The 12,698-nt window shown below is 51.7% G+C and carries 13 protein-coding genes and 2 pseudogenes; 11 read left to right on the plus strand and 4 right to left on the minus strand.

Translation table 11 applies throughout. The features are described 5' to 3' along the window. Positions 1–68: 68 nt before the first annotated feature. The 8 genes from SYMBAF_RS02190 (at position 69) to rplI (ending at position 7,087) form a co-directional block, all read left to right on the plus strand. The gene (locus SYMBAF_RS02190; protein ID WP_040264692.1) at positions 69–1,367 is read left to right on the plus strand and encodes an adenylosuccinate synthase; all 1,299 of its coding nucleotides are present in this window, start codon (positions 69–71) and stop codon (positions 1,365–1,367) included. 258 nt (positions 1,368–1,625) lie between these two features. Further along, on the plus strand, positions 1,626–2,051 hold the full coding sequence (nsrR, locus tag SYMBAF_RS02195) for a nitric oxide-sensing transcriptional repressor NsrR (protein ID WP_006708858.1): 426 nt from the start codon (positions 1,626–1,628) through the stop codon (positions 2,049–2,051). A 58-nt stretch (positions 2,052–2,109) separates the two neighbouring features. After that, positions 2,110–4,596 (plus strand): ribonuclease R, encoded by a 2,487-nt coding sequence (gene rnr / locus SYMBAF_RS02200; protein ID WP_040264693.1) that lies wholly within the window; start codon positions 2,110–2,112, stop codon positions 4,594–4,596. A 65-nt stretch (positions 4,597–4,661) separates the two neighbouring features. Next, positions 4,662–5,429: a 23S rRNA (guanosine(2251)-2'-O)-methyltransferase RlmB gene (rlmB, locus tag SYMBAF_RS02205; protein ID WP_040264694.1), complete on the plus strand. Its 768-nt coding sequence runs from the start codon at positions 4,662–4,664 to the stop codon at positions 5,427–5,429. A 209-nt stretch (positions 5,430–5,638) separates the two neighbouring features. Then, complete coding sequence (gene rpsF / locus SYMBAF_RS02210) at positions 5,639–6,037, plus strand: 30S ribosomal protein S6 (RefSeq protein WP_040264695.1); 399 nt, start codon at positions 5,639–5,641, stop codon at positions 6,035–6,037. A gap of 8 nt (positions 6,038–6,045) precedes the next feature. Then, positions 6,046–6,363 carry a primosomal replication protein N gene (priB, locus tag SYMBAF_RS02215; protein WP_071837559.1) on the plus strand — a complete coding sequence of 106 codons (318 nt, stop codon included), beginning with the start codon at positions 6,046–6,048 and terminating at the stop codon, positions 6,361–6,363. Between the two features lie 4 nt (positions 6,364–6,367). After that, complete coding sequence (gene rpsR, locus SYMBAF_RS02220; RefSeq protein ID WP_000135199.1) at positions 6,368–6,595, plus strand: 30S ribosomal protein S18; 228 nt, start codon at positions 6,368–6,370, stop codon at positions 6,593–6,595. Between the two features lie 39 nt (positions 6,596–6,634). Next, positions 6,635–7,087 carry a 50S ribosomal protein L9 gene (rplI, locus tag SYMBAF_RS02225; protein WP_040264696.1) on the plus strand — a complete coding sequence of 151 codons (453 nt, stop codon included), beginning with the start codon at positions 6,635–6,637 and terminating at the stop codon, positions 7,085–7,087. A 132-nt stretch (positions 7,088–7,219) separates the two neighbouring features. Here the strand turns inward: rplI and SYMBAF_RS18270 are convergent, their stop codons facing one another. Further along, positions 7,220–7,354, minus strand: coding sequence for a hypothetical protein (locus tag SYMBAF_RS18270; protein WP_404829913.1), 135 nt, complete (start codon positions 7,352–7,354; stop codon positions 7,220–7,222). Between the two features lie 440 nt (positions 7,355–7,794). Here SYMBAF_RS18270 and SYMBAF_RS02235 point away from each other — a divergent pair, with 440 nt between their 5' ends. Next, positions 7,795–8,415: a BamJ family beta-barrel-assembly machinery protein gene (locus SYMBAF_RS02235; RefSeq protein ID WP_040264697.1), complete on the plus strand. Its 621-nt coding sequence runs from the start codon at positions 7,795–7,797 to the stop codon at positions 8,413–8,415. A 337-nt stretch (positions 8,416–8,752) separates the two neighbouring features. Next, positions 8,753–9,493 carry a 3'(2'),5'-bisphosphate nucleotidase CysQ gene (gene cysQ / locus SYMBAF_RS02240; RefSeq protein WP_040264724.1) on the plus strand — a complete coding sequence of 247 codons (741 nt, stop codon included), beginning with the start codon at positions 8,753–8,755 and terminating at the stop codon, positions 9,491–9,493. 112 nt (positions 9,494–9,605) lie between these two features. On the opposite strand, the pseudogene SYMBAF_RS02245 reads toward cysQ, so the two are convergent. The 3 genes and pseudogenes from SYMBAF_RS02245 to SYMBAF_RS02255 form a co-directional block, all read right to left on the minus strand. Beyond that, positions 9,606–10,094 (minus strand): annotated as a pseudogene (locus SYMBAF_RS02245) (reverse transcriptase domain-containing protein); the annotation flags it as partial. A gap of 480 nt (positions 10,095–10,574) precedes the next feature. Further along, positions 10,575–11,503: pseudogene (locus SYMBAF_RS02250) on the minus strand (IS256 family transposase); the annotation flags it as partial. A gap of 215 nt (positions 11,504–11,718) precedes the next feature. Then, positions 11,719–12,276 (minus strand): hypothetical protein, encoded by a 558-nt coding sequence (locus SYMBAF_RS02255; protein WP_040264698.1) that lies wholly within the window; start codon positions 12,274–12,276, stop codon positions 11,719–11,721. 183 nt (positions 12,277–12,459) lie between these two features. On the opposite strand from SYMBAF_RS02255, the gene SYMBAF_RS02260 reads away from it, so the two are divergent. Further along, positions 12,460–12,696 (plus strand): helix-turn-helix domain-containing protein, encoded by a 237-nt coding sequence (locus tag SYMBAF_RS02260; RefSeq protein WP_040264725.1) that lies wholly within the window; start codon positions 12,460–12,462, stop codon positions 12,694–12,696. Positions 12,697–12,698: the final 2 nt, after the last annotated feature.

Genomic DNA, 12,698 nt, shown 5'->3' on the forward strand with positions numbered 1-12,698 from the left:
CTAAAAGTGCTGAAAATCGAAAATTACGGTGGTAGAATCCATTTTTAAGCAACCGGTGATTTTGAAAAATGGGTAAGAACGTCGTCGTACTGGGCACCCAATGGGGTGACGAAGGTAAGGGCAAGGTCGTAGACCTGCTGACTGAACGGGCTCAATATGTTGTGCGCTATCAAGGTGGTCATAACGCTGGCCATACTCTGGTTATTAACGGTGAAAAAACCGTCCTTCATTTAATTCCTTCTGGCATCCTGCGTGAAAATGTCACCAGCATCATCGGCAACGGTGTTGTTCTGGCTCCCGATGCTTTAATGAAAGAAATGGGGGAACTCGAAGCGCGTGGCATCCCGGTACGCGAACGTCTGTTACTGTCCGAGGCTTGCCCATTGATCCTGCCTTACCATGTGGTGCTGGATAACGCGCGTGAGAAAGCGCGCGGCGCGAAAGCCATCGGTACCACTGGTCGCGGCATCGGCCCGGCTTACGAAGATAAAGTGGCGCGCCGTGGTTTGCGCGTCAGCGACCTGTTCAACAAAGAAACCTTCGCCGTTAAGTTGAAGGAAGTTGTTGATTATCATAACTTCCAGTTGGTCAACTACTACAAAGCTGAAGCCGTTGATTACCAGGCAACGCTGGATTATGTGCTGTCCATCGCCGACATCCTGACCGCCATGGTGGTTGACGTTTCCGAACTGCTGGACAATGCGCGTAAGCGTGGTGAGCTGATTATGTTCGAAGGTGCTCAGGGTACTCTACTGGATATTGATCACGGAACCTATCCGTATGTGACCTCTTCTAACACTACCGCTGGCGGCGTGGCTACGGGGTCAGGTATTGGTCCTCGGTACGTGGATTATGTGCTGGGTATTGTCAAAGCCTACTCCACCCGTGTGGGTGCCGGCCCTTTCCCAACCGAACTGTTCGATGAGACTGGCGAATATCTGTGTAAGCAGGGTAACGAATTCGGTGCCACTACTGGCCGCCGCCGCCGTACCGGCTGGCTGGACGCGGTTGCGGTACGCCGCGCAGTACAGATTAACTCCTTGTCCGGCTTTTGCCTGACCAAGTTAGATGTGCTGGACGGCTTGAAGGAAGTGAAGATCTGCGTGGGCTATCGCATGCCTGACGGTCGCGAAATGACCACCACCCCGCTGGCGGCAGAAGACTGGGAAGGTATCGAACCCATCTACGAAAGTATGCCGGGTTGGAGCGAAAGCACCTTTGGTGTGAAAGAGCACAGCAAACTGCCACAGGCGGCGCTGGACTACATCAAGCGCATTGAAGAACTGACCGGCGTACCTGTAGATATCATCTCCACCGGCCCAGACCGTAGCGAAACCATGATCTTGCGTGACCCGTTCGACGCATAATCAGTCCAGGGCTGTACCACGATTGCGGGGTGCGGCCTGTTTAATCTGGGCGTGTTCCTTCCCGTTCTTTATCCTGTTTACTCTCCTCGGTTGCGGATCCACAGCAAAAAATCTTTTTTAATACCTGCTCCAAAACTTGAGACACGCTAAATAATTAGCTACGAACTCTCTGGCTGGTTTATTATCCAAGGAGTCATCTTCTAAATAAAGCCGCAAAGCGGCCTATCAAGACGGGTAACGTGATACCTAGAGGTAGATGTGCAGTTAACGAGTTTCACTGATTATGGCTTGCGGGCGCTAATCTACATGGCCTCACTGCCACCGGACAAAATGACCAGTATATCGCAAGTGACCGAGGTCTACGGCGTGTCTCGCAACCATATGGTTAAGATAATCAATCAGCTAAGCCGTGTTGGCTTTGTCACTGCGATACGCGGGAAAAACGGCGGCATCCGTTTGAGTAAACCAGGCGAAACTATTCGCCTCGGTGATGTGGTGAGAGCGCTGGAACCGCTTTCATTGGTCAACTGCCACAGTGATTTCTGCCACATAAGTCCTGCCTGCCGCTTGAATCAGGTGCTCCATCAGGGCGTACAAAATTTCCTTGAAGAACTGAATAATCACACCCTAGCCGATATGGTCGAAGGCAATTCCCTACTCTACAAGCTGCTGCTTGTCGAATAAAACGTCGTTGAGAGACAAAATTCAGCGATATCCTGCTGATGACAACGGAGGTACCGCAATGTCACAAGATCCATTTCTGGAACGAGAAGCAGAAAAATATGAATCCCCGATCCCTAGCCGAGAATATATTCTGGCTCATCTGGCGAAACGAGAAACGCCAGCCAGCCGCGAAGCGCTGTCCAAAGAGCTGGATTTAACTGGAGAAGAACAGTTGGAAGCCTTGCGCCGTCGCCTGCGTGCGATGGAGCGTGACGGCCAATTGATATTTACCCGCCGTCAGTGCTATGCGTTGCCAGAACGTCTGGACTTGCTGCGCGGCACCGTTATTGGCCACCGCGATGGCTACGGCTTCCTGCGTATCGAAGGCAGCAAGGATGACTTGTACCTTTCTGCCGAGCAGATGAAGATGGCGATTCACGGCGATGTAGTGTTGGCGCAGGCGCTGGGTGCCGATCGCAAAGGCCGCCGCGAGGCGCGTATCGTGCGCGTGCTGGTGCCGAAAACGAGCCAGATTGTTGGTCGTTTCTTCGTGGACGCTGGTACCGGGTTCGTGGTGCCGGACGACAGCCGCCTGAGTTTCGATATTCTGGTTCCGGCCGATGCTGTCAACGGCGCACGTATGGGCTACATGGTAGTGGTAGAGCTGACCCAACGCCCGACCCGCCGCACCAAGGCAGTGGGTAAGATCGTTGAGATCCTCGGTGATAAGATGGGTACCAGCATGGTGGTGGACATCGCACTGCGCACCCATGAGATCCCGCATAATTGGCCCCCTCAGGTAGCAGCACAGGTGGCTGATCTCAGCGAACAGGTGCCGGAAGTGGCCAAGAAAGGCCGGGTTGATCTACGTAAGCTGCCATTGGTTACCATTGATGGTGAAGATGCACGCGACTTTGATGATGCGGTTTACTGCGAGAAGAAACGCGGCGGCGGCTGGCGCTTATGGGTGGCGATTGCCGATGTTAGCTATTATGTGCGTCCGCGCACCGCGCTGGATGATGAGGCGCGCAACCGCGCCACATCGGTATACTTTCCATCGCAGGTGATCCCGATGCTGCCGGAGGTGCTGTCCAACGGGCTATGCTCCCTCAACCCACAGGTCGATCGCTTGTGCATGGTGTGCGAGATGACCCTTTCCGCCCAAGGGCGGCTTTCGACGGCCAAGTTCTACGAAGCGGTGATGAGTTCCCACGCGCGTTTAACCTACAACAAGGTCTGGCGCATTTTGCAGGGCGATCAGGCACTGCGTGAGCATTATCATCCGCTGGTCAAACATCTGGAAGAATTGTATGCGATGTACCACGTGTTGGATCAGGCGCGCGCTGAGCGCGGCGGCATCGCCTTCGAAACCGAAGAAGCCAAGTTCATCTTCAATGCCGAACGCCGCATTGAACGCGTTGAGCCGACAGTGCGTAACGATGCCCACAAGTTGATCGAAGAATGCATGATCATGGCTAACGTTGCCGCTGCGCGCTTTGTCGAGAAGCATAACGAGCCAGCGCTGTTCCGCGTCCACGATCGCCCAAGCGACGATCACATCTCCGCATTGCGCAGTGTGCTGAGCGAACTGGGGCTGACGCTGGGTGGCGGCAATAAACCGCAGCCGAAAGATTACGCCACATTGATGGATGAAGTTGCCGAACGTCCCGATCATGAAATGCTGCAAACCATGTTACTGCGTTCGATGAAACAGGCGATTTATGATCCGGAAAACCGTGGTCACTTTGGTTTGGCGCTGGCTTCTTACGGCCACTTTACCTCGCCAATCCGCCGTTACCCGGATTTGGCGTTACACCGTGCTATCAAATACCAGTTGGCCAAAGAGCATGGTGAATTGAAAGAGCGTTGGACACCAACTGGCGGCTGGCACAGCGAATTTGAAGAGATGTTGCAGTTAGGTGCGCATTGCTCAATGGCCGAACGTCGTGCAGACGAAGCAACGCGCAACGTTGCCGACTGGCTGAAGTGCGACTATATGCAGGATCACGTTGGTGCCGTGTTCAGTGGCATCATCGCCAGCGTAACCGGCTTCGGTTTCTTTGTGCGCCTAAACGATCTGTTCATCGATGGCCTGGTACACGTATCGTCGCTGGATAATGATTATTATCGCTACGATAATATCGGCCAACGTCTTATCGGCGAATCCTCTGGCGTGGTTTACCGTCTGGGTGATACGGTGGAAATCCGTGTTGAAGCGGTGCATATGGACGAACGCAAGATCGATTTCGCACTGGTCTCCAGCAGCCGCAAACCCCGTGGCGCTGGCAAAACCGAACGCGATCGTGCCAAGAACGGCGGCCAACGCACTCTGCGCGATGGTACTGGGGCTGGCGCAGTGCGTGCTCAAACGCAGCGCAAACGTCGTGGCGGCAAACCGCCGGCCAACTTTGAGCCGGACAGCACCTTCCGCAAAGACGGCGACAAGCCCGCCGACACAGTGAAGAAGGACAAAAAGACCAAGGTCAAGAAAGCGTCGGACAAAACCCGGAAAATAGCGGCGGCGACCAAAGCCAAGCGAGCGACCAAGAAGAAAGGTGCCGAATAGGTTTAACCTATCGCACCTCATTATCATCGGCTGGCGTATGCCAGCCGCACAGTGAAAAGATCATCATGAGCGAAATTATTTACGGCATCCACGCTGTTAAAGCCCTGTTGGAGCGCGACCCGCAACGCTTTCTGGAAGTGTTCATCCTCAAAGGACGTGGTGACCGTCGTCTACAACCACTGATCACTGAGCTGGAAACGACAGGCCTTGCCGTTCAGGTAGCGAGCCGCCAGTGGTTGGATGAGAAGGTTGAGGGCGCAGTGCATCAGGGGATTATCGCCAGGGTGCGCGAAGGGCGGAAGCCACAAGAAAACGACCTGCCAGCGTTGTTGGAAAGCGTTGATACGCCATTCTTGCTGGTGCTGGACGGCGTGACCGACCCACATAACCTCGGGGCTTGCCTACGCAGCGCTGATGCCGCTGGCGTGCATGCGGTGATTGTGCCGCGTGACCGTTCCGCCCAATTGAATGCTACTGCCAAAAAAGTGGCTTGCGGCGCAGCAGAGAACGTGCCGCTGATCCGCGTCACCAACTTGGTGCGCACCCTGCGTTTGCTACAGGAAATGAACGTATGGGTCGTAGGCACCGCTGGCGAAGCCGACCATACGCTGTATCAGAGTAAAATGACCGGCCCGATGGCGCTGGTGATGGGGGCGGAAGGCGAAGGCATGCGCCGTCTGACGCGTGAGCACTGCGACGAGTTGATCAGTATTCCAATGGCTGGCATGGTCTCCTCACTGAACGTCTCGGTCGCTACCGGCATCTGCCTGTTTGAAGCGGTGCGCCAGCGCCTTTGCTCCCCTGGCGGCCTTAAGGTTGGTGAAAAACCGTAAAATCAAAGGTGGGAGGGAGACAGCAAATGGCGCACTTTCTACCATTTACTCCCATTCCGATGAATAAATCCCACGCGGTTCTTGAGTTTCTTATCCTACGCCAGTATGATTACGCGTCATTTTTCAGCCGTACACTAAACACGTTCCTTGCTTCCATGGGCTGCGGCTGACCCTGACAGGAGGCTGAATAATCCGTAAGGAGCAATTCGATGCGTCATTACGAAATCGTTTTTATGGTCCATCCTGACCAAAGCGAACAGGTTCCGGGCATGATCGAGCGTTACAGTGCTACCATCACTAACGCGCAAGGTCAGGTTCACCGTCTGGAAGACTGGGGCCGCCGTCAACTGGCTTACCCGATCAACAAACTGCACAAAGCTCACTACGTTCTGCTGAACGTTGAAGCTCCGCAGGAAGCGATCGATGAGCTGGAAACTAACTTCCGCTTCAACGACGCCGTTATCCGCAGCATGGTTATGCGCGTTAAGCACGCGGTAACTGAAGCATCTCCGATGGTGAAAGCGAAAGATGAACGTCGTGGCGACCGCCGCGAAGACTTCGCTAATGAAACCGCAGATGATGTAGATGCTGGGGATTCTGAAGAGTAATTGCCACCGTGACGGCCAATCGTCTGGTTTTATCGGGTACTGTGTGCCTAGTGCCAGTTCGAAAAGTAAGCCCTTCTGGGATACCACACTGCCAATTTGTGCTGGAGCACCGTTCGCAGCAGAGGGAAGCCGGATTTAGCAGGCAAGCATGGTGCCGAATGCCCGTGGTTGTCAGCGGACACCCGTCACAAGCATTAACTCAAAGATTAACGGTCGGCAGTCAGGTCACTGTGCAAGGCTTTGTTAGTTGCCATCAAGGTCGCAACGGGCTAAGCAAACTGGTTCTGCATGCCGAGCAGATTGAATTGATAGATTCTGGAGACTAGCCACATGGCACGTTATTTCCGTCGTCGCAAGTTCTGCCGTTTTACTGCGGAAGGCGTTCAAGAGATTGACTATAAAGACATCGCTACGCTGAAAAACTACATCACTGAAAGTGGTAAAATTGTACCGAGCCGTATCACCGGTACTCGTGCAAAATATCAGCGCCAGTTGGCCCGTGCTATCAAGCGCGCACGCTACCTGTCTTTGTTGCCGTACACTGATCGTCATCAGTAATCGGCCACTGTCCATTAACGACTTTGAGAGGATAAGGTAATGCAAGTTATTCTGCTTGATAAAGTAGCAAACCTGGGCAGCCTGGGTGATCAAGTTAACGTTAAAGCGGGCTATGCCCGTAACTTCCTGGTACCACAGGGCAAAGCTGTTCCTGCTACCAAGAAAAACGTAGAGTTCTTCGAAGCACGCCGTGCTGAATTGGAAGCCAAACTGGCTGACGTTATGGCCGCCGCTGTTGTTCGTGCAACCAAGATCAACGAACTGTTAACAGTCACTATCGCGTCTAAAGCAGGCGAAGAAGGTAAGTTGTTCGGCTCTATCGGCACCCGCGACATTGCTGACGCAGTGACTGCGGCTGGCGTTGAAGTAGCCAAGAGCGAAGTTCGTCTGCCGAACGGCGTTCTGCGTACTACTGGCGAGCACGAAGTGCACTTCCAAGTACACAGCGACGTGTTCGCACAACTGAATGTAGTAGTGGTTGCGGAAGCGTAATAACGCGGCTGTAACCCAGTTAAAACGCCAGCCTTGCGCTGGCGTTTTGCTTTTCTGCACCCGGAAAAACACCTTACTCTGTGGCTGGATGTGCACGAGAGCTGCATATCATGTGGTGTTGCGTGACTTGCTTTAGCGTTCGTGGTGGCCGCTGTTGCCGGCCTGCCAACGGAACAGCGCCAGTCTGTTGCCCGCAATGGTGACGGACAGCGTGTTGCTCGTGCCGTGGGCGTCACGTTCGATACGCGCTTCCTGGACAGCTTGCATATTGCTGAGTGGCTTGTCGTTGCCTTTCACTTGGCCATAGCGAACACTTCATTCACTGGCAGCTTGTTGTTGCGGAATAGTTACGCCAGCGTTTGGCCGGGATGAATAGAGTAACGCTGCCTGGTGCCAATAGGCTTAGAACCTATCTCCTTAGGCTGTTTTAATTGCCATTTTGAACCTGGGCAGTGCTCACCGTCCTTACGTACTCCCTTTAAGGCTCCAGTTGTTGCGTGCTGTCCTGGGCCTAACTGGCTGTAACAATGTACGCCTACTGGGATAGGTTCTAAAGTGGAAGGTTGATTACCGCAGGTTCTGGGCTAACAAAAAGTCACGGTTTCCTGTTTTACGGCAAAAGACAACATTCGCCATACAAGATTTACCCAGCTTTCCTGCGCTGTTATGCTGCGTTCTCGACTTTTTACAGACTTGAGGAAAACCCCATGACAACCCCTTCTTTTGACAGCGTTGAGACGCAAGCAAGTTACGGGATTGGTTTACAGGTCGGCCAGCAGTTGCAAGAGTCCGGTTTGGAAGGTTTACAACCAGAAGCTTTGTTGGCGGGTTTGCGTGACGCGCTAGAAGGGAATGTTCCGGTTGTTCCGGTTGACGTAGTGCACCGTGCGCTGCGTGAAATCCACGAACGTGCGGACGCTGTGCGCTGTGAACGCCAGCAGACAATGGCCGCTGAAGGCCAGCAGTTTCTGGATGAAAACGCCAAGCGTGATGACGTGACGCTGACCGAATCCGGTTTGCAGTTTTCCGTATTGCAGCAGGGCAATGGCCCGATCCCATCCCGTCAGGATCGCGTGCGTGTGCATTACACCGGTCGTCTGACCAATGGCGATGTATTTGACAGCTCCATTGAACGTGGCCAGCCAGCGGAATTCCCGGTCAGCGGCGTGATTCCAGGCTGGATCGAAGCGTTGACTCTGATGCCGGTCGGCTCCAAATGGCAGCTCTATATCCCGCACACCCTAGCCTACGGCGAACGTGGTGCTGGCGCATCCATTCCGCCCTTCAGCACGCTAGTTTTTGACGTCGAACTGCTGGAAATTCTGTAATTCGTTACAGCCTTGATCAAGGGTACTTTTCAGCGCCTTCTTTTTACCCGGTGGGCCGTCAACGCGCGTTCTTCAAAATGAGCATCATGAAGCGGGTAATAAATATATTCTGTAGACAAAATGACCTCATGGCCCCTTGAATGGAAAGCGGCCATCGATGCGCAGTGGCAGAAATTTAGCGGCAGGGCATGCTGTGTTTGCCGGTGGAGGAATTTCTCGCTGTATACGATTTTACCGTGGGTGAGCTGATTGGGATGGATATTTGGCGTAAAAAAAACTAGTCTGCTAACAGAGACAAAGGAACATTTCCCATTGAACTGCTTATCTGAGGTGCATGATGCTGGCGCAAATTTGCCAACTGTCCCGCGCGGCGGGGGCGGCGATTATGGCGGTATATGACGGTGAACAACCGCTTAATATTGAACAAAAAAAAGACCATTCACCGGTCACCACGGCCGATTTGGCAGCACATCACATCATCAAATGCGGCCTAGCAGCGTTGACGCCAGAGGTGCCTTTGCTGTCGGAAGAAGATCCGCCAGCTTGGGAAGAGCGCCAGAACTGGGCGCGTTACTGGCTGGTTGATCCGTTGGACGGCACCAAGGAGTTTCTGCACCGCAACGGCGAATTCACCGTTAATATCGCGTTGATTGAACATGGTGAAGCGGTGATGGGGGTGGTGTATGCGCCGGCGATCGACGTGCTGTATCTGGCGGAAGGTAACAACGCCTGGAAAGAAGAGAAAGGGCAGCGTAAGCCGATTACTGTTAGTAATGCCCAGCCGCCGCTGGTGGTAGTGAGCCGCTCGCATATTGATGATGAATTGAAGGACTATCTGAATCAGCTTGGTGAGCATCAGACCATTGCCGTCGGTTCATCGCTAAAGTTTTGCTTGGTGGCGGAAGGTAAGGCGCAGCTCTACCCACGCTTTGGGCCGACCAATATCTGGGATACTGCTGCAGGCCACGCGGTTGCCGCCGCCGCTGGGGCGCAAATCCACGATTGGCAGGGTAAACCTTTGATCTATGCCCCGCGAGAATCCCTTCTTAACCCCGGCTTTCGGGTATCGCTGTTCTGAGTTAATCCGCCAAAAGCGAGTGCATATTACCCTTTGCTGCACCGCTTCCGGCGTCATGGTTTCATATTTAGCCAGTTGGAGTGCTCTGGCCGGGTTTTGGCACCTTGCATCACCGGCGCATCAGGGGGTTGAGACCTGTACGGTATTTGCGGGCCAGCCAGTGGGCCAGTTTTCAGAACACGACACAATCAATATAGCTGTACACTTTGGCTTTAAAATCAACAAACTGATAGAACACAGTCCAGCCTTTTAATTTCCGGTTGAGCATCTCTACCCTGTCGATTCTACTTTCACTGTAATTGCCTGATAACACTGCCGTCAGTAACGCTGCGAAGTTTCTGGCTTTGGCGCGCGGGATCGTCGAGACCACTCGCATATTGCCGTAGTGGCAACGTTTACGAATGATCCGATGGCCCAGAAAGACAAATCCATCATTGACATGGGTAATTTTGGTTTTCTCCATGTTCAATCTGAGTTTCAGGCTCTCCTCGAGTACGCTTCAGCACTCCTCCCTGATGGCTTCCGCCTGTGACTTGGTGCCTTTGACGATGAGTGCGAAGTCATCGGCATACCGGCAGTAGGCAACGTCGGGTTGCCATCGACATTCGATAGTCTGTTTTCATATGTTCACGAAGGCGAAAATATAACCTGACATAGTAAATTTCTGCCAGGTTATATCTGAAGTTTAATTATATTAAATGCAGGTTGTTGATAAGTACGTTCTTTAAAAAACTATTTTTTACGCCAAAGATTGCATCTAATTCTCTGTTTTTTATTTTGGTTTCAGTAATTATTTTTCCGCGTGCATTTTTCTTGAACTTCATTGGTGTTTGGTGATATGCAAGACTAAAAATCCGTGAAAAATGTGGCAGAGAGGAAAATTCACAGGCATAACTGATGTCCGTTAAAGATCACTCTGGAGCAAGGTCGATAGATTCTTTAGCTAATGCGAGTCTTACTTTCCACATCCATTTTATGGATGTGGTTCCATAAAAATGGTTGGAAATACGGAAAAATATCAAAGCGTGTCTTTCCAGAAATATCTTGACCCTGTAAATAATTCTGTGTAACTGCCAGCGTATTAAAGGTGATCGCTCAGGCGGTCACCGAACTCGATAATAAAACGACTCATCGCCAGCCGCCAGTTCTGGATCGGTATACTCCATTTTTTTGACGCATCCTTGATTGCCAGATAAATCACTTTTCGCACCGAGTCGTCTGTCGGGAACACTTTGCGCTTCTTGATAGCTGCGCGGATCACGCTGTTCAGCGATTCGATGGCATTCGTCGTGTAGATTGCCTTGCGTATATCGGGTGGATAGCTAAAGAACGTATTGAGATTTTCCCAGTGTGCACGCCAGCTTTTGCTGATTTGCGGGTATCTGTCGTCCCAGGCCTCCGCGAACTTATCCAGTGCCATCAGCGCAGCCGCTTCAGTCGGTGCCTGGTAAACCGTTTTCAGCCCGCCTGTGACGGCTTTGTAGTCTTTCCACGCCACGTATTTCAGGCTGTTACGCACCCTATGGATGATGCACAGCTGGATATGTGTCTGCGGATAGACGCTGTTTATCGCATCCGGGAAGCCCTTCAGACCGTCCACGCAGGCAATCAGTATGTCCTGAAGGCCACGATTTTTCAGCTCCGCCAGCACATTCAGCCAGAACTTTGCGCCTTCATTTTCGGCTAGCCACATCCCCAGCAACTCTTTCCGGCCTTCAGTGTTGATACCCAGTGCCAGGAAAACGGCTTTGTTTATTACGCTGCCATTCTGGCGGACTTTTATGACAATACAGTCCAGATAAACAATGGGATACAGCGTATCCAGCTGCCGGTTTTGCCACTCAGCAACCTGCTCTTTTACGGCGTCGGTGACCTTAGATATCAGCGTGGGTGACACATCGGCGTCGTACATCTCTTTGAAGGTGGCGACGATTTCACGCGTGGTCATGCCTTTGGCGTACAGAGATAAATCTGGCTGTCCATCTGCGTAATACGCGTCTGGTTTTTCTTGTGGGGTGGCAATCATTTCCGGACTAGTTAGGGAGGTCTGAGATAAGCCCGCAAGCCTTGTATTGTGCGGGTTCATGGATGGTTAAGAGATTCTGGACTATGCTCGGAAAAATGAGTAAAAAACGATAAAACTGCGTTCTATTCTGGATTCTTATGATAGGAGTTTAAGAATGTTTAAACGCTCTTTGATGGGTGATTAAAGCTCCACTTCCCAATCACCCGGCTTGCTTACTCACAGGGTGAGTTAAGTCATTTTCTTGACGCTCCTCAAGTGCCCCTTTTTTGGCTTCATGTAATGCAAGTAACCTTTCTTTTTCCTCTTTAGGAAGTCCTAGTAAAAGCTGGTCTAAATTACCTGGGGCTTCTGTTGTAGATAGGATGCCTCTAGCGCCCTCCCTATGAATCAAACTTATGAGCGCCTCGATATCATGCCGGTTGAGCGATGAAAAAATCATGTTCCAAGCCATTGCTAGCGGGTCAATGACCTGACTCTCATTTAACACGCTGCACTCAATTGATTCTGATTTGACATTTGAAGTTCCAAAAGCTATCCAATCAAGACTTACCTTCTCTTTACTAGCAACAGCTATCATTGCCACGAATGACGGCTCAGTGCCACGAGTAAGGTAGTTGTTTAAGGTAGAGAACGAAAGCCCCCAATCCTTTGCGGCACCGCGAACGCTGCGCACTCCTATTAGCTTCTTAAGACGGGAGCGAAAGCTTTCCTTTCGAGTCTCGTCAAAAGCAAATTCATTAGCTTTTCGGTAACCCATTTTCTTTTCCTTGTAACCTTTTGATATTAATTGAAAAAGTCAAATTTAAATCAAGATAATGTAAAAACCGCAAAAGAAAGTGGTAAATTTGCTTTACCTCACTCAAATTTGGATCAATACTCTATTCCAACGGATAACCCCACGGGATTATCCGCGCGGTTAACTTTACAGGGTAATCGAATGATGAGTAGAAATGAAGTAACACCTGAACAGGATTGGCATCGTATTGATATTGTTGCCGCCCTTCATAAAGAGGGTCTCACCATGCGTGCTCTCTCCGTTGAAGCGGGTCTAAAGCCGGATACATTGAAAAATGCACTATCTCGCGCTTATCCCAAAGGGGAACGCATCATAGCGAAAGCGTTAGGAACAGAACCAACACATATCTGGCCCAGCCGTTATATCCGTAAGGCGTCGTGAAT

It is taken from the genome of Serratia symbiotica, from assembly GCF_000821185.2.
Lineage (GTDB): Bacteria > Pseudomonadota > Gammaproteobacteria > Enterobacterales > Enterobacteriaceae > Serratia > Serratia symbiotica.